Source organism: Pseudosulfitobacter sp. SM2401, from assembly GCF_042932805.1.
GTDB lineage: Bacteria > Pseudomonadota > Alphaproteobacteria > Rhodobacterales > Rhodobacteraceae > Ascidiaceihabitans.
Map to the genome: position 1 here is coordinate 3,568,627 of NZ_CP170633.1, position 16,758 is coordinate 3,585,384.

15 protein-coding genes are annotated in these 16,758 nt (G+C 54.2%); 10 read left to right on the top strand and 5 right to left on the bottom strand.

Going from position 1 to position 16,758, the window contains the following annotated elements; genetic code table 11:
* Nucleotides 1-45: 45 nt before the first annotated feature.
* Entirely contained in the window at nucleotides 46-1,110 is a 1,065-nt protein-coding gene (gene hrcA / locus ACFIO0_RS17505) for a heat-inducible transcriptional repressor HrcA (protein WP_390911679.1), read from the top strand.
* A gap of 9 nt (nucleotides 1,111-1,119) precedes the next feature.
* On the top strand, nucleotides 1,120-1,683 hold the full coding sequence (locus ACFIO0_RS17510) for a nucleotide exchange factor GrpE (RefSeq protein WP_390911680.1): 564 nt from the start codon (nucleotides 1,120-1,122) through the stop codon (nucleotides 1,681-1,683).
* 31 nt (nucleotides 1,684-1,714) lie between these two features.
* Here the strand turns inward: ACFIO0_RS17510 and mutS are convergent, their stop codons facing one another.
* A complete protein-coding gene (gene mutS, locus ACFIO0_RS17515) occupies nucleotides 1,715-4,345 on the bottom strand; it encodes a DNA mismatch repair protein MutS (RefSeq protein ID WP_390911681.1) in 2,631 nt (876 codons plus the stop codon).
* 134 nt (nucleotides 4,346-4,479) lie between these two features.
* Between mutS and ACFIO0_RS17520 the strand changes: the two genes are divergently transcribed.
* Nucleotides 4,480-6,735 (top strand): phosphate acyltransferase, encoded by a 2,256-nt coding sequence (locus ACFIO0_RS17520; protein ID WP_390911682.1) that lies wholly within the window; start codon nucleotides 4,480-4,482, stop codon nucleotides 6,733-6,735.
* Complete coding sequence (locus ACFIO0_RS17525) at nucleotides 6,735-7,610, top strand: PfkB family carbohydrate kinase (protein ID WP_390911683.1); 876 nt, start codon at nucleotides 6,735-6,737, stop codon at nucleotides 7,608-7,610. The genes ACFIO0_RS17520 and ACFIO0_RS17525 overlap by 1 nt, the downstream gene beginning before the upstream one ends.
* Here ACFIO0_RS17525 and msrA read toward each other — a convergent pair.
* The gene (msrA, locus tag ACFIO0_RS17530; RefSeq protein ID WP_390911684.1) at nucleotides 7,607-8,266 is read right to left on the bottom strand and encodes a peptide-methionine (S)-S-oxide reductase MsrA; all 660 of its coding nucleotides are present in this window, start codon (nucleotides 8,264-8,266) and stop codon (nucleotides 7,607-7,609) included. The two genes, ACFIO0_RS17525 and msrA, sit on opposite strands and share 4 nt — an antisense overlap.
* 166 nt (nucleotides 8,267-8,432) lie before the next feature.
* On the opposite strand from msrA, the gene ACFIO0_RS17535 reads away from it, so the two are divergent.
* Complete coding sequence (locus ACFIO0_RS17535) at nucleotides 8,433-9,128, top strand: HAD family hydrolase (RefSeq protein WP_390915362.1); 696 nt, start codon at nucleotides 8,433-8,435, stop codon at nucleotides 9,126-9,128.
* A 1-nt stretch (nucleotide 9,129) separates the two neighbouring features.
* On the opposite strand, the gene ACFIO0_RS17540 is transcribed toward ACFIO0_RS17535, so the two are convergent.
* Complete coding sequence (locus ACFIO0_RS17540) at nucleotides 9,130-10,347, bottom strand: argininosuccinate synthase (protein ID WP_390911685.1); 1,218 nt, start codon at nucleotides 10,345-10,347, stop codon at nucleotides 9,130-9,132.
* Between the two features lie 124 nt (nucleotides 10,348-10,471).
* Here ACFIO0_RS17540 and ilvA point away from each other — a divergent pair, with 124 nt between their 5' ends.
* On the top strand, nucleotides 10,472-11,707 hold the full coding sequence (gene ilvA / locus ACFIO0_RS17545; RefSeq protein WP_390911686.1) for a threonine ammonia-lyase IlvA: 1,236 nt from the start codon (nucleotides 10,472-10,474) through the stop codon (nucleotides 11,705-11,707).
* 5 nt (nucleotides 11,708-11,712) lie between these two features.
* On the opposite strand, the gene ACFIO0_RS17550 is transcribed toward ilvA, so the two are convergent.
* Nucleotides 11,713-12,042 carry an Hpt domain-containing protein gene (locus ACFIO0_RS17550; protein WP_390911687.1) on the bottom strand — a complete coding sequence of 110 codons (330 nt, stop codon included), beginning with the start codon at nucleotides 12,040-12,042 and terminating at the stop codon, nucleotides 11,713-11,715.
* Between the two features lie 159 nt (nucleotides 12,043-12,201).
* Between ACFIO0_RS17550 and ACFIO0_RS17555 the strand changes: the two genes are divergently transcribed.
* Entirely contained in the window at nucleotides 12,202-13,470 is a 1,269-nt protein-coding gene (locus tag ACFIO0_RS17555; protein WP_390911688.1) for a SpoIIE family protein phosphatase, read from the top strand.
* Between the two features lie 3 nt (nucleotides 13,471-13,473).
* Here ACFIO0_RS17555 and ACFIO0_RS17560 read toward each other — a convergent pair whose 3' ends face one another.
* Nucleotides 13,474-13,911, bottom strand: coding sequence for an NUDIX domain-containing protein (locus tag ACFIO0_RS17560; protein ID WP_390911689.1), 438 nt, complete (start codon nucleotides 13,909-13,911; stop codon nucleotides 13,474-13,476).
* Nucleotides 13,912-13,989: 78 nt separating this feature from the next.
* Between ACFIO0_RS17560 and ACFIO0_RS17565 the strand changes: the two genes are divergently transcribed.
* From ACFIO0_RS17565 to ACFIO0_RS17575, 3 genes are read left to right on the top strand one after another with little or no spacing between them, the layout of a single operon-like run.
* Nucleotides 13,990-14,976 (top strand): Hsp33 family molecular chaperone HslO, encoded by a 987-nt coding sequence (locus ACFIO0_RS17565; protein ID WP_390911690.1) that lies wholly within the window; start codon nucleotides 13,990-13,992, stop codon nucleotides 14,974-14,976.
* Complete coding sequence (locus ACFIO0_RS17570) at nucleotides 14,969-15,562, top strand: CoA pyrophosphatase (RefSeq protein ID WP_390911691.1); 594 nt, start codon at nucleotides 14,969-14,971, stop codon at nucleotides 15,560-15,562. The genes ACFIO0_RS17565 and ACFIO0_RS17570 overlap by 8 nt, the downstream gene beginning before the upstream one ends.
* Complete coding sequence (locus ACFIO0_RS17575; RefSeq protein ID WP_390911692.1) at nucleotides 15,541-16,713, top strand: CCA tRNA nucleotidyltransferase; 1,173 nt, start codon at nucleotides 15,541-15,543, stop codon at nucleotides 16,711-16,713. Before ACFIO0_RS17570 ends, ACFIO0_RS17575 begins: the two co-directional genes overlap by 22 nt.
* Nucleotides 16,714-16,758: the final 45 nt, after the last annotated feature.

The following is a 16,758-nucleotide window of genomic DNA, read 5'->3' on the forward strand; positions in this document are numbered from 1 at the left end:
TGATTGGCGACGACATTTAGTGCGCATAGCCATAGGAACCCGATGATGTCCGACACGCGAACCTCTTTAGAAGACATGAACGATCGCTCGCGCGAGGTGTTTCGCCGCGTGGTCGAAGGGTATTTGGAAAACGGTGATCCCGTCGGATCGCGCACGTTGACCCGTGATTTTAGCAAAAAGGTAAGTGCCGCAACGATCCGCAACGTGATGCAGGACCTGGAATACATGGGGTTACTAGATAGCCCGCATGTCAGCGCCGGGCGTATTCCGACGCAGGCTGGTTTGCGCATGTTCGTGGATGGCTTGATGGAAGTCGGCTTGCCCGATGACACAGATCGCGAAAAGATTGACGCGACGCTAGGCCGAAACGAAAGCGACGTTGGTGGGCTGCTGGATCGCGTCGGATCTGCCTTGTCTGGTGTGACGCATGGCGCATCTTTGGTGCTGACACCAAAACATGAAGCGCCGATCAAACACATCGAATTTGTTTCACTGGCCGCCGATCGTGCCTTGGTCGTGCTGGTGTTTGCGGATGGTCACGTCGAGAACCGCTTGTTCACGCCGCCGCCCGGACAAACGCCCAGTTCGATGCGCGAGGCGGCGAATTTCCTGAATTCCCTGATCGAAGGGCGCACGTTGTCTGACGTGCGTAGTGTGATCCAATCTGAAATCTCGCGGCGGCGTCAGGAAATCGATGTGCTTGCGCGCGCCTTAGTCGAAGACGGGCTAGCGGTTTGGGCGGACGAGGGCGAAAATTCGGAACGATTGATCGTGCGTGGCCGTGCAAATCTATTGGAATCAGCCGCAGAGGCCGCCGATCTGGATCGCATCAGAACCCTGTTTGACGACCTTGAACGCAAGCGCGACATCTCGGAATTCCTTGAATTAACCGAGGGTGGCGACGGTGTGCGCATTTTTATTGGTTCTGAGAACAAACTTTTTTCACTTTCGGGTTCATCTTTGGTCGTTTCCCCTTATATGAACGCTGATCGCAAGATCATTGGCGCTGTCGGTGTCATTGGTCCGACGCGGCTGAATTATGGACGGATTGTGCCGATCGTAGATTATACGGCGCAACTGGTCGGCAAAATGCTGTCCGACCGGAGCTAGAGGTGAAAAATGGCAGACCAAGAGAACAACGACTTTTTGGATAACCTCGCGAATGCCGAGGCCGAAGAGTTCGCCGATGAGATGATGGAAATCGACGATGAGGCGCTGGAACTGGACGCAGTGCGCGCTGAGCGTGATGAATTGCGTGATCGGTTTATGCGTGCGCTTGCGGATGCTGAAAATGCGCGCAAACGGTCAGACAAAGATCGTCGTGAGGCCGAAAATTACGGTGGATCGAAATTCGCGCGCGACATGCTGCCGGTGTATGACAACATGAAACGTGCGCTTGAAACGATCACCGATGAACAACGCGCCGTTGCGGGCCCGTTGCTCGAAGGGATCGAGCTGACGATGCGCGAGTTGGTCAGCGTCTTTAGCAAACACGGTATCGTCGTGATTGCGCCTGTCGTTGGTGATGCGTTTGATCCGCAGATGCACCAAGCGATGTTCGAAGCGCCGGTTCCGGGCACAAAAGCAGGCGATATCATTCAAGTCGCCGCTGAAGGTTTCATGCTGCACGATCGACTGCTGCGTCCTGCGCAAGTCGGCGTGTCGTCGATGCCAAAAAGCTAAGCAGCTAAGCAGATTATTTTCAGGGAGGCGGTCAGGATTTGGCCGCCTCTTTTAGTTTGTAGATCAGATCCAGAGCTTGGCGAGGCGTTAGTTCATCCGGTAAAATACCGCCCAACATGTCCATCGCGGGCGAGTCCTGAATTTTCACAGGCAGCGGCGCAGGTGTCGCGGAAAACAGTGGCAAATCGTCGATCAACGCTTTTTGTGTAACGCCGCCTTCGCGTTCGCCTTTTTCCAAAGCATCCAAAACCACACGCGCGCGGGCGATCACAGTTTCGGGCAAACCTGCCAGTTGCGCGACCTGTACCCCATAAGATCGATCTGCCGCGCCTTTGTGGACCTCGTGCAGGAACACGATTTCGTTCTCCCACTCTTTGACAGCGACAGTCGCGTTATCAACGCCGTCCAGTTTGGCCGAAAGAGCAGTCATTTCGTGATAATGCGTAGCGAACAGCGCGCGCGATTTGTTGACGTCGTGCAGATGTTCCAGCGTGGCCCACGCGATCGACAATCCGTCATAGGTTGCCGTGCCGCGTCCGATTTCATCCAAAATCACCAGCGCATGATCATCGGCTTGGTTCAGGATTGCTGCGGTTTCAACCATTTCGACCATGAACGTGGACCGTCCACGGGCCAGATCGTCAGAGGCACCCACGCGGCTGAACAGCTGGCTGATCATACCGATGTGGGCCGAGGTCGCAGGCACGTAACTGCCCATTTGCGCAAGCAGCGCGATCAGCGCATTTTGGCGCAGAAACGTCGATTTACCAGCCATGTTCGGCCCGGTTAGCAGCCAGATATTGGCGGCTGTATCGGCGCTGAGGTCACAGTCATTCGCAATGAATGGCTGACCTGATTGATCGCGCAACGCCTTTTCCACGACCGGATGGCGCCCACCGACGATGTTAAACGCACGGCTGTCGTCGACCTTTGGCTTGCACCAATCCTGCGCGCGGGCGAGATGGGCAAGGGAGGTCGCCAAATCGATCTCAGCCAAGGCACGCGAGGTCTGATTGATCAGTGGTGCTTGATCCAAAATCGCGCCCTTTAGGCTTTCATAGAGCCGCTTTTCGATCTCAAGTGCGTGGTTACCAGCGTTCAGAATTTTCGTTTCCATTTCGGACAGCTCAACCGTGGTGAATCGCACTTGGTTCGCGGTTGTCTGGCGATGGATGAAGGTTTCATTCAGGGGCGTCGACAGCATCTTGTCTGCGTGGGTTGCGGTGGTTTCGATAAAGTACCCAAGCACGTTGTTGTGTTTGATCTTTAGGGTCGAAATACCTGTAACAGAGACGAAGTCTTGTTGCATTTTTGCAATGACACTGCGCCCCTCGTCACGCAGTTTTCGGGCCTCGTCTAGTTCGGTGTCGTACTCAGGCGCGATGAACCCACCATCGCGCGCCAGCAACGGTGGTTCTGCGACCAAGGACTGATCAAGCAGATCGATCAGTTCGTCATGGCCTGTCAGATCAACAAGCGCAGTTTTCAGCAAATGCGGGGCATCGCCCAGTCCAGTTTGTGCAATCAACGCAGCCTCGGCCAACCCATTTCGGATTGCAGTCAGATCACGAGGGCCACCACGGTCCAGTGACAAACGGGACAAAGCGCGATCCAGGTCAGGAACTTTGCGCAATTGTCCGCGCAATTCTTCGGTCATACGGGTGTTTTCTGACGCATGCGATACAGCGTCCAATCGGTGGTGAATCGTCTCTAACACGCGCGAAGGTCCTGCCAAACGACGCTCCAATAGGCGCGCGCCACCCGACGTCACGGTTTGATCAATCACGGATAGCAACGATCCGGCACGCCCGCCGGACAGAGCCTGCGTCAGTTCCAGATTCCGGCGTGTCGCGGCGTCGATTTGCACGGATCGCAGGTGCGTTTCCTGACGCGGGGGCTGCATCAGCGGCAGCTTGCCCTTTTGGGTCAGGTGCAAGTATTCGATGATCGCACCCATCGCCGCGACTTCTCCGCGATCAAAGCTGCCGTACGCGTCCAACGTACTGACGCCGAACAGATCGCAAATCCGTTTTTCGCCAGAGGTGCTGTCGAATGACGCCCGCGATAGTCCTGTTATCGGAATGGCAAAATCAGAGACTAATTCGCCCAATTCTATCTCTTGCGCCTCTGACACAACCAATTCCGAGGGTACCAAGCGCGCCAGTTCTGGCCCCAATCGTGTGCGGTTCGCTTGCATGACGTGAAATGCGCCGGTCGAGATATCGACCCATGCCAGCGCCGCTTGATCGCGCACTTCGGCAAAGGCGGCCAGATAGTTGTGGCGGCGGGCTTCTAGCAGGCTGTCTTCGGTCAAGGTGCCTGGCGTGACCAGTCGAACAACGTCCCGTTTCACGATAGATTTGCCACCGCGCTTTTTCGCCTCTGCGGGGGTTTCTAGCTGCTCGCACACGCCAACGCGGAAACCCTTGCGGATCAACGTCAGCAAATATCCTTCGGCTGCGTGAACGGGGACGCCACACATCGGAATGTCAGCGCCGTCGTGTTTGCCGCGTTTGGTCAGGGCAATATCCAGCGCATCAGACGCATTCACCGCGTCGTCAAAGAACATCTCGTAGAAATCGCCCATACGATAGAACAACAACGCATCAGGATGCGCGGCTTTGATTTCTAGATATTGCGCCATCATGGGCGTGACGGTCATGGAATGCTCCTCGGCGAATTCGTGGAAACCTTACAAAGCGGTGGGGTGCACTTAAACCCACAAACCGCATGACGGTTGAGGCAAGGTAAACAAAGCGATAAGAGGCTTGGACGCACAAAGGGAAGTATGCCGTAATGTCCAAGACCAAAGTTACCGATGAAGAGGCGCTTGCCTTTCACCTAGAGCCAACACCTGGCAAATTCGAGATCTCGGCGACTGTCCCGATGATGACCCAGCGCGATCTTTCGCTGGCGTATTCCCCCGGTGTTGCGGTGCCGTGTCTTGCGATCGCGGACAACCCAGAACTGGCGTATGATTACACGAACAAGGGCAACCTCGTTGCGGTGATTTCAAACGGCACGGCGGTTCTTGGATTGGGCAATCTGGGCGCATTAGGGTCGAAACCAGTCATGGAAGGCAAAGCGGTTTTGTTCAAACGCTTTGCTGACGTCAACAGCATCGACATCGAACTGGATACCGAAGATCCGGATGAATTCTGCAAGGCTGTGCGCCTGATGGGTCCGACGTTTGGCGGCATTAACCTTGAGGATATCAAAGCACCGGAGTGCTTTATCATCGAGCAGCGGCTGAAAGAGGAAATGGACATTCCCGTCTTTCACGACGACCAGCACGGCACTGCGGTGATCTGTGCGGCGGGTCTGATTAACGCCCTGCATCTGTCCGGTAAAAAAATCGAAGACGTCAAAATCGTGCTGAATGGTGCTGGTGCCGCGGGTATTGCGTGCCTCGAACTATTGAAATCCATGGGCGCGCGGTATGATAATTGCATCATGTGCGACACCAAGGGCGTGATCTACCAAGGTCGCACCGAAGGCATGAACCAATGGAAATCTGCGCACGCGGTGAAAACCGAAGCGCGCACATTGGATGACGCGATGAAAGGTTGCGACGTATTCTTGGGCGTGTCGGCCAAGGGCGCTGTGACGCCCGCGATGGTCGCAAGCATGGCCGATAATCCGGTTATTTTTGCAATGGCGAACCCCGATCCCGAGATTACCCCCGAAGAAGCGCACGAAGTGCGGATGGACGCGATCGTTGCCACGGGCCGCAGCGATTATCCGAACCAAGTGAACAACGTTTTGGGTTTTCCGTACCTGTTCCGCGGCGCGCTCGACATCAACGCACGTGCAATCAACGACGAAATGAAAATCGCCTGCGCCCACGCTTTGGCTAACCTTGCACGCGAAGACGTGCCGGACGAAGTCGCGCTGGCCTACGGTAAAAACCTGACGTTTGGACGCGACTATATTATCCCGACACCGTTCGATCCGCGCCTCATTCACCGCATTCCGCCAGCCGTCGCAAAGGCCGGCATGGACACAGGTGCTGCGCGTCGTCCGATCATCGACATGGACGCCTACGAGCTGTCATTGAAATCACGGATGGATCCGACAGCCAGCATTCTGCGTGGCTTGAACACACGTGCCCGTACCGCCCAAGCGCGCATGATTTTTGCCGAAGGTGACGATCCAAAAGTGTTGCGTGCCGCCGTGATGTATCAGCGATCGGGTTTGGGCAAAGCTTTGGTTGTGGGGCGTGAAAATGACGTAAAAGCCAAGCTCGAAGAAGCCGGTCTTGGCGATGCTGTGCGCGAACTCGAAGTCGTGAATGCGGCCAATACGCCCTATTTAGAGACTTATAAGACGTTCCTGTACGACCGTTTACAGCGCAAAGGGTTCGACAGTTCCGACATTCATCGCCTTGCCGCGCGTGACCGTCACGTGTTCTCGGCCTTGATGCTTGCACATGGTCACGGCGATGGGTTGGTGACGGGTGTAACACGTAAGTCCGCCCACGTTTTGGAACGGATCAACCATGTGTTTGATGCAGACACGGCTAATGGCGCGGCTGGTATTACTGCGCTGCTGCACAAAGGCCGGATCGTATTTATGGCTGATACGTTGGTGCATGAATGGCCTGACGAACATGACCTTGCGAATATCGCTGAACGCGCTGCTGTCGTTGCGCGCGACATGGGTCTGGAGCCTCGTGTTGCGTTCGTCAGCTTTTCGACATTCGGATACCCTGTGTCCGAGCGGGCCGAGAAAATGCACCTCGCGCCAAAGGTTCTTGACCAGCGCGGCGTTGATTTCGAATACGAAGGCGAGATGACCGTCGATGTTGCGTTGAACGAAAAAGCGCAAGGGCAGTACCCGTTTTCGCGTTTGACCGGTCCTGCAAACATCTTGGTCGTGCCGGCCCGCCACTCAGCCAGCATTTCGGTGAAACTGATGCAGGAAATGGGCGGAGCAACTGTGATTGGCCCTATCCTGTCGGGCGTCGACGGGTCGATCCAGATTTGTTCGACCAGTTCAACTGCAAACGATATTCTGAATATGGCCGTTTTGGCGGCGTGTCAGGTGGGCTAATGACGATCTACAACCTTGGTTCGATCAACATCGATATGGTGTATCGCTTGCCGCATTTGCCGATGCCTGGTGAAACCTTGGCGGCGCGCGATTACACCCAAGGATTGGGCGGCAAAGGCGCGAATATGTCAGTGGCGGCAGCCCGAGGTGCAGCGCGCGTGCGTCATATCGGGGCTGTCGGTTCCGATGGGCGTTGGACGGTGCAACGCTTGTTGGAATACGGCGTAGATACCACGCACATTACCGAACTTGATGCCACGACGGGCCATGCGATTATCAATGTTGATGATGCGGCCGAGAATGCGATTGTGTTGTGGTCGGGCGCCAACGCTTTGGTCGATGCGGCGCAAATTGGTCGTGCGTTGTCAGATGCAAACACCGGTGACATTTTGGTGATGCAAAATGAAACGTCGGGCCAAGCGGACGCCGCGCAAATGGCCAAGGATTTGGGTATGCAGGTCATCTACGCCGCCGCGCCCTTTGATGCTGATGCAGTTCAGGCTGTGCTGCCGTTTGTCGATTTGTTGTTCTTGAACGAAGTCGAGGCGGCACAGTTAGAACAGGCAACGGGACAGGCACCAAATGCGTTGGATATCGATGATGTCATCGTCACCTTGGGCGCAAAGGGATGTCGTTGGTATCAAAATTCGGCCAATTTAGAGACTGATTTTAATGCGATCAAAGTCGAACCTGTGGACACAACGGGCGCGGGTGACACGTTTACAGGTTACGTTGTTGCAGGTCTTGATCGCGGTTTACCAATGGCTCAAGCGATTAATTTGGCGACACAAGCGGCAGCGTTGATGGTGACGCGTCACGGCACAGCGGATGTGATCCCGGATCTCAAAGAAATCCAGGACGCACGGTTTTCTTAACCCAGGAATGCGGCGGCACTGCCCCACAGTTGCTTGACGCGTTGATCGCGCCCACACGCACTTCGATAAGCTTTGTATGCCTTGGCCTGAGATTTTGGACCAAAGCGGGTTAGAACAATTTTCGAACCCTTGTAGTAATCCTGATGATAGGCGTCCGCCGCGTAGAATTTAGTTGCCCCCAAAACCGGTGTCACGACTTTGGTTCCAAGCGCAGATTGCGCCGTTGCTTTGGCTTTTTCGGCGGCTGATTTTTGTGCAGCTCCGTTCGCGAATATTGCTGTGCGGTAGGTGTCTCCGCGGTCGCAGAATTGACCACCTGCATCCGTTGGATCTACAGAGCGAAAGAATTTAGAGAGCAATTCGTCACGGCTGACTACACTTGGATCAAACGTGATTTGAACCGCTTCGTAATGACCCGTGCCGCCAGCGACGACTTGTTTGTATGTCGGGTTGGCGACCTTGCCGCCTGCAAACCCGGACACAGCGCTTTTGACGCCCTTAACGCTTTCGAAATCGGATTCAACACACCAAAAACAGCCGCCAGCGACGGTCAGTGTTTCAGTGTCAGCGGCGTGCGATTTCGTGGTTTGCGCGAACAAACCCAAAGCGATCATAATGGCTAAGGCCACTGGTTTTGCAGTGCGAAATAGGGTCATTTTAAGTCTCCTTTCCCAATCCTTCATGCGCAATCGGCCTTCTTACAAATCACAGGCCCGCGAGGTCACGCAGGGGTGAAACAGGTTACAGCTTGGAACTGCGGATGATCGGCAATAGCCTGCCGAAAAGTCGGGAGAGATTATGAAAGACGTTAAACGCATCGCGATGTGGTCGGGTCCGCGCAATTTATCGACGGCGATGATGTACAGTTTCGGTGCGCGATCAGACTGCGCGGTGTTAGATGAACCGTTTTACGCGGCCTATCTTGCGATGACGGGAATTGATCATCCGATGCGCGACGAGATTTTAGGTGATCAACTGAACGACCCTGACGCAGTTGCCGGCCAAATGATGGGGCAAATAGATCGACCCGTGCAGTATCAAAAGCACATGACGCAGCACATGATCGATGGTGTGCCGCGCGACTGGATGGCTGATGTCACGAACGTGTTTTTGATCCGTCATCCGGCGCGCGTGGTGGCCAGTTACGCCAAAAAACGCGAAGGTCCGGTTTTGGAGGATCTTGGATTTGCACAACAGGCAGAGCTGTTTGATCACGCGATCGCGCTGGGCCAAACGCCAGTTGTAATTGATTCGGCTGACATTCGTCGTAACCCTGAACAGATGATGCGGGCGCTCTGTTCGGCGATCGATTTGCCGTGGGATGCATCAATGTTGCGATGGCCCGCGGGTGGTCATACGGCTGACGGAATTTGGGCCAACCATTGGTACGGGGCCGTGCATTCATCAACAGGTTTTGCTGATGCAGAGCCTGATTTGCCTTTGTTAGAGCCGGAATATGCAGAGGTCGCGTCGCAAGCCCAGCCGTTTTACGACAGGCTTGCCACGTTGAAATTGTAGTTTATTTCAGGCGACGCTCACGTGCGGCCAACAGCTTTAGGCGCAGTGCGTTCAACTGGATAAATCCTGCTGCGTCTTTCTGATCGTAGGCACCGGCATCGTCTTCGAACGTCACATGCGCTTCGGAATAAAGGCTGTGATCTGACCAACGTCCAACCGTGCGCGAAAGGCCTTTGTACAGTTTCAAACGAACCGTACCTGTCACGTGTTCTTGGCTTTTGTCGATCATTGCTTGCAGCATTTCGCGTTCGGGTGAGAACCAGAAACCGTTGTAAATCAGCTCTGCGTATTTCGGCATCAATTCGTCTTTTAGGTGGGCGGCACCACGGTCAAGCGTGATGGATTCGATACCACGGTGCGCCTCGAGCAGAATCGTGCCGCCGGGTGTTTCGTAGATGCCGCGCGATTTCATCCCGACAAAACGACCCTCAACCAGATCAAGACGGCCAATGCCGTGCTTGCCGCCCAATTCATTTAGTTTTGTCAGAACGGTCGCGGGGGACATTGCCTCGCCGTTGATCGAAACGGCGTCACCCTTTTCGAATCCGATTTCGATAAATTCGGGCTCGTTCGGCGCATTTTCGGGGCTGACGGTGCGCTGGTAGACGTATTCTGGTGCGTCGATTGCTGGGTCTTCCAGCACTTTACCTTCGGAGGAGGTGTGCAAAAGGTTCGCGTCAACGCTAAATGGCGCTTCACCGCGTTTGTCAGTTGCGATCGGAATTTGGTTTTTCTCGGCAAAGTCGATCAGCTTGGTACGGCTGGACAGATCCCATTCACGCCATGGCGCGATGACTTTGATGTCCGGGTTTAGCGCGTAGGCGGCCAGTTCGAAACGGACTTGATCGTTGCCTTTGCCGGTTGCGCCGTGGGCGACTGCGTCGGCACCTTCGGCCTCAGCAATTTCTACGAGGCGTTTGGAAATCAGCGGACGCGCGATAGACGTGCCCAGCAAATACAGACCCTCGTACAGCGCGTTGGCGCGGAACATTGGAAACACAAAATCGCGCACGAATTCTTCGCGCAGGTCCTCGATGTAAATCGAGGAAGCGCCCATCATTTCGGCTTTGGCGCGCGCTGGCTCCAGCTCTTCGCCTTGGCCCAAATCGGCGGTAAAGGTCACAACTTCGCAGCCGTATTCTGTTTGCAACCATTTCAGGATGATCGAGGTATCAAGGCCGCCTGAGTAGGCAAGCACGACTTTTTTGGGCGCGGACATGTTGTGAGTTTCCTTTGTCGGGTTCGCCGTGGGCGATACTGCGTTTTCGCGCGAGGGGCAAGATGTTGACCGCTATGGTGTGGGCGCATAGGTCTGTTTGATCTAAGCGGTTTAGGATTTGACCATGAGTTCCGATACTTTCCAAGCGGCGGCGCGCGCGGCCGAGCAACAAATGCGGACAGTTTTTCCAGCGACGCCTTTGTTGCGGAATGACCTGTTGTCGGACCGGTTTGACGCGGACATCTGGCTCAAGCGCGAAGACCTAAGCCCGGTGCGATCCTACAAATTGCGCGGCGCGTTCAATGCAATGCGCAAGGTGATCGCGGATCAAGATACGTTTGTGTGCGCAAGTGCTGGCAATCACGCGCAAGGCGTTGCGTTTATGTGTCGGCATTTTGGAGTGCACGGGGTCGTGTTCATGCCGGTGACGACCCCCGATCAAAAAATCCAAAAAACACGGATTTTTGGCGGTGATCATGTCGAGATTAAATTGATTGGCGACTACTTTGATGAAACTTTGCGGGCGGCGCAAAGCTATTGCTTGGACAAGGGCGCACATTTCTTGTCGCCATTTGATGATGACGATGTAATCGAAGGACAGGCAAGTGTTGCGGTTGAAATCGAAGCGCAACTTGGCAGCATTCCGGATCATATCATTTTGCCAGTTGGTGGCGGCGGTTTGTCGGCAGGCACGTATAGTTATTTTGGATCCAAATGCGATTACACATTTGTGGAGCCAAAGGGCGCACAAAGCCTTGCTATGGCATTGGACGCAAACGCGCCAATCGACGTCTCACCAATCGATAATTTTGTGGATGGTGCTGCGGTTGCCAAAATCGGAATGCGCACGTTTGAGCGATTGAGCGGTGTTGATCCAGCCAGCGTCATTAACTTGTCCGAAGATCGCATTTGCACAACAATCCTAGAGATGTTGAATGTCGAAGGTATCGTTTTGGAACCCGCCGGTGCCTTGGCCATTGAGGCCCTAAAAGAGATGCGGGACGTGATCAAAGGCAAGACCGTGGTGTGTGTCGCATCAGGTGGAAATTTTGATTTCGAACGCCTTCCGGAAGTTAAGGAACGTGCTCAGCGTTACTCGGGTTTGAAAAAGTATTTTATCCTTCGCTTGCCGCAGCGCCCTGGTGCGTTGAAGGATTTCTTAGGTAGCCTTGGTCCCGACGATAACATCACCCGCTTTGAGTACATGAAAAAATCAGCGCGCAATTTTGGGTCTGTTTTGATTGGAATTGAAACCACTGATCCAGCCAATTTCGAAACGATGTTTTCACAGATTGAATCTGTTGGTTTTGCTTACACAGACATCACCAACAACGAAACGTTGACGCAATTTGTGATCTGACGGACCTACTGAATTGCGTTGGGTAGGTCGTTTAAAAACACTGCTTTTGAACTGGCATAGCAGGCCAAAACCGATCCGACATCCAGGGTATCTGCCTCGCCTTGGGCTGACAGGTTTTCGCCGTCTTGGCAAAGCCTTGAGAACGATTCAAACCCAAGATTCATCGCGCTGCCTTTAAGGAAGTGCATGTCATCTTCTAACGTTGACGTGTCAGCACTGACTTTCAGGCGCTCAACCACTTCCTCGACTTCTTCTAGAAAAAGTTCGACAACCTCTTCGAAATCCTCGGGACCGACTTCATCCCGAAGTGACTTTACTTGACCCCAATCAATCATATCGACCTCCGATTCTTTGGTAGGATCATCGTTGGGCAATCATCTTAACAAAACCTGACTTGCTAAACTTTTAGTATCTCGGATTTTTGCTTTCATGGGTCGTTAAGTTTGGACACATAAAGATGCGGAAATCCAACTTAAGCTGGAAATTTGTCTTCTATGTCATCGCTGCTGAAAATCTCTGACCAAGGCGCACAGCCAGAGCCTATCGTCCCGAAGCGACGTGTGTTGATTGTTGATGACAGTCGGTTGCAGCGCAAGATTTTGTCCAGTTCTGTTAAGCGTTGGGGGTACGAGGTTTCAGAAGCTGACAGTGGTGATGTCGCGCTCGAATTATGCAAATCGGATCCGCCTGATATTGTGCTAAGCGACTGGATGATGCCCAAGATGAATGGCTTGGAATTTTGCGATGCGTTTCGCAATTTGCCGGGCGATCACTACGGTTACTTTATCCTTTTGACCTCCAAAAGTGAAAAGGGTGAAGTTGCGCAAGGGCTTCAGGCTGGTGCGGACGATTTCCTGAGCAAACCGGTCAATGCGCATGAACTGAGGGCCCGGATTTCTGCGGGTGAGCGTATCTTGGATATGCAGCGCGAGCTGACTGAAAAGAACCGGATGATTTCGGAAACGCTGCAGGAGCTGCAGCGCGTTTATGATTCCCTTGATAGCGATCTGATCGAAGCTAAAAAACTGCAACAGTCCTTGATTCGCGAACGGAAAAAATCGTTCGATACAGGGGAATTGTCTTTGCTCTTACGCTCTAGCGGGCATGTCGGTGGTGATCTCGTCGGCTTTTATCCAGCAGGTGACGGGCATCTTGGATTGTACGCAATCGACGTGTCCGGTCATGGTATCAGCTCTGCCTTAATGACGGCGCGATTGGCTGGATATTTGTCCGCATCCGCCCCTGATCAAAACGTCGCTCTGGAGCGGTTGGATGATGGTACTTATCGATCATTGCCACCAGATCAAGTGATCGAAACGTTAAATGATCTGGTTCTGGATGAGATGGAAACAGAGCATTACTTTACGTTGCTGCTTGCAGACGTTGATCTGAAAACCGGTAAGATGGTTTTGGGTCAAGCAGGCCATCCGCATCCGGCCGTACAGCGCAGCGATGGTAGCGTTGAACAAACGGGAACCGGTGGTTTTCCTGTTGGCCTCATGTACGGCATTTCATTCGAGAGTTTTGAAATTCAACTAAACCCTGGCGATCGGATTGCGTTGCTTTCAGATGGGGTAACCGAGTGCCCCAACCTTGATGGTGATATGCTAGAAGAAGACGGGCTCGCCAAGATGATGACAGAGCTACGCGACATCAAAGGCCCTGCGTTTTTTGAGGCCCTGATGTGGAATCTATCAAGCTTTGCTGGAACTGATGATTTCCCCGATGATGTGTCGGGTGTGTTGTTTGAATTCAACGGCTAAGTGTCACCTAACAAACTTGCTCACAAAATGCCGCGCGCCTTCGCACCCTAGGGCAACTACAGCTTCTGACGGGTCTAGCACCAAGGGAACATGATCCGCTTCTAGAGGCTCTGACACTTGATAGACGGGGCGCGCAATATAGACATGGCATAGCTTTTCGGCCCAAAGATCATAATCCGGCATAAAAACGAACCTACGAAACGCACCCAATCTACGCGGCGATGCAATAACCCATCCCAACTCTTCGCGCACTTCGCGGTGCAGGGCTTGGATATGGGACTCTCCTGGGTCAATCCCACCGCCAGGCAGTTGGATGTCAAAGATTTCAGCGTCTTGCCCGGTTAACAAAAGCCGCTGCTGCAATGGCAAAATTGCATAAGCACCGGCGCGCACCGTATAGCGCCGCCCGGCCTCGGGGGGTGATCCAACACGTCGTATCATTTGCGGCCCTCTTTTTGTTTGGCTTGTGGCACCTATATAGACGCGATATGCCAACGTGTGGCGCGTAAGGAAACCCCCATGACACTCGTAAACAAAATCGCGTGGGACGATACAGTCCTGCCTTTTCAGCTTGATGCAGCAGACATTCGCGGGCGCGTAGCGCGCCTTGACGGTGTGTTGGACGGCATTTTGAAACAGCACGAATATCCTCCGGTGGTCGAGGCATTGGTGGCAGAAATGGCGTTGCTGACCGCGCTTATCGGTCAAACGGTCAAGCTGCGCTGGAAGCTGTCCTTGCAGGTGCAATCCAAAGGTGCGGTGCGCATGATCGCCACGGACTACTACGGCCCTGAAAAAGACGGCGATCCGGCGCGTATTCGCGCCTATGCGACCTATGACGAAGATCGACTGACCGACGGCACTCCGCTCGAGCAGGTTGGCGAAGGCTATTTCGCGATCATGATCGATCAGGGCCAAGGCATGAAACCGTACCAAGGCATCACGCCACTGGCGGGTGGATCATTGTCCAAATGTGCCGAGGCATATTTTGCGCAATCCGAGCAGCTGCCAACCCGTTTTGCTTTGTCTTACGGCAAGTCCATGGAACCGGGTGTGGCCGAGCATTGGCGCGCAGGTGGCATGATGATCCAGCACATGCCCAAGGCGTCGCCGTTTGCAGCCCAAGCCGAAGGCACAGGCGAGATGCTACAAGCTACTGACCTTCTGAACGAGGATGAAGGCGAGAACTGGAACCGCGTGAATATCCTTTTGGATACGGTCGAAGAAATGGAACTGATTGGCCCCCAAGTCCCGCCAAATGATCTGTTGCTGCGCTTGTTCAACGAAGAAAAACCGCGTGTGTATGACACTCAGGCAATCAAATTCGGCTGCTCGTGTTCCGAAGAACGTGTGCGTCAAAGCCTGTCGATTTATTCGGCCCGTGACATTGCAACGATGACAACACCCGAAGGGCGTGTAACCGCAGACTGCCAATTCTGCAGCTCGCACTACGATCTTGATCCGGCCAGTATTGGATTTGAATCAGAAGACGCCGCGCGTGAGTGACCTGATCGCCGACATTCGCCGTGCCTTGGGCGAGGTCGGTGAACCGTCGTCAGACTTTGATCTGAACCCGGATGTGGCATTGCCAGCGGGGCGTAAATTGCGCCCTGCTGGTGTGCTTGCCCCGATCTTTATACGCGATGGTGTGGCCGAATTAATCCTGACAAAACGGTCATCTGCGCTGAAACACCACCCTGGCCAGATCGCTTTTCCCGGTGGCAAGCAGGATGACAACGACGCTGATGTCATCGCGGCCGCATTGCGCGAAGCCCGCGAAGAAATCGGTTTGCCCACCGAAATCGTCGAGGTTCTTGGCACGCTGCCAATCCACGAAACGGTTACCGGATTTAGCGTCACGCCTGTGATTGCTTTGGTGCGTGAACAGTTTGACGTAAGGCCTGAACCGGGCGAAGTCGAAGAAGTGTTTCGCGTGCCGTTGGCCCATGTCTTGAACGCCGATAATTTCAGCGTCCAATCCCGCCGTTGGCGCAGGCAACGTCGCCACTTTTTCACAGTACCGTACGGCCCCTATTACATCTGGGGCGCAACTGCGCGTATGTTGCGCGCATGGACCGATCGAATGACCTGATCCTGCCGGCTGAAACGCCATGGCTGAAGGACACAAATGCCCAAGCATTGTGCGCCGTTTTTGCTGATGCCGGTCATCAGATTTTTTTCGTCGGTGGCTGTGTGCGCAACGCTGTCCTGAACGAGGCTGCCAGCGATATTGATCTGTCCACAAACGCGCATCCGCAACAGGTTATGGATTTGGCCAAAGCGGCAGGGCTCAAGGCTATTCCAACAGGCATCGATCACGGCACGGTGACCGTCGTGATGGACGGGACCCCGTTTGAAATCACCACATTCCGGCGTGATGTCGAAACAGATGGCCGCCGCGCTGTTGTGGCGTTTTCGGACAATATCGCTGACGATGCGCGCCGCCGCGATTTCACGATGAACGCGCTGTACGCTGATGCCACGGGCCGTATTGTTGACCCGTTAAACGGGCTAGGCGATACCCGCGCCCGCCGTATTCGGTTTATCGAAAACGCGTCGATGCGCATTCGCGAAGATTACCTGCGCAGCCTTCGGTTTTTCCGGTTTTCGGCGTGGTATGGTGATGCTGATTTGGGCTTTGATCCAGAGGCGTTGAATGCCATCGCATCAAACCTAGACGGGCTTGTATCGCTGTCGGCAGAGCGCGTTGGATCAGAGATGATCAAGCTGCTCGGGGCCCCAAATCCTGCGCCTTCGCTGGCCGTCATGCGGCAAACCGGTGTGCTGCAAAGCGTGTTGATGGGCAGCGACGACACGTGGGTTGCGCCGTTGGTACACATCGAAAGCGTGATGGGTTTAACGCCTGATCCGCTGCGCCGTCTTGCGGCGCTGGGCGGAATTAATGTGACAACCACGCTGCGATTGTCCAAACCGCAAGCGCGTGCATTGGACGTTCTGCGCGATGGGCTTGGTAACCTGCAATCCGAGGGCGAGTTGGGGTATCGTCACGGTATCGAAACAGCGCTGGGCATTGTTGCCTTGCGCGCAGCCTTTGCCGGTCAGATGCCGCGAGCGGATGCCCGCCTGAAAATCGAACATGGCGCGCATAGCGTCTTTCCGATCAAAGCAATTGATCTTCAGCCTGCATTTACAGGGCCTGCGTTAGGTCAGCGTTTAAAAGCACTTAAGCAAGACTGGATCGCCTCGAATTTCGCCAAAACCAAGGCCCAGCTTTTGGGGTGACTCTGGCAAAAGTTTGCGCTATCAAACACGAACACATTGGAGGTG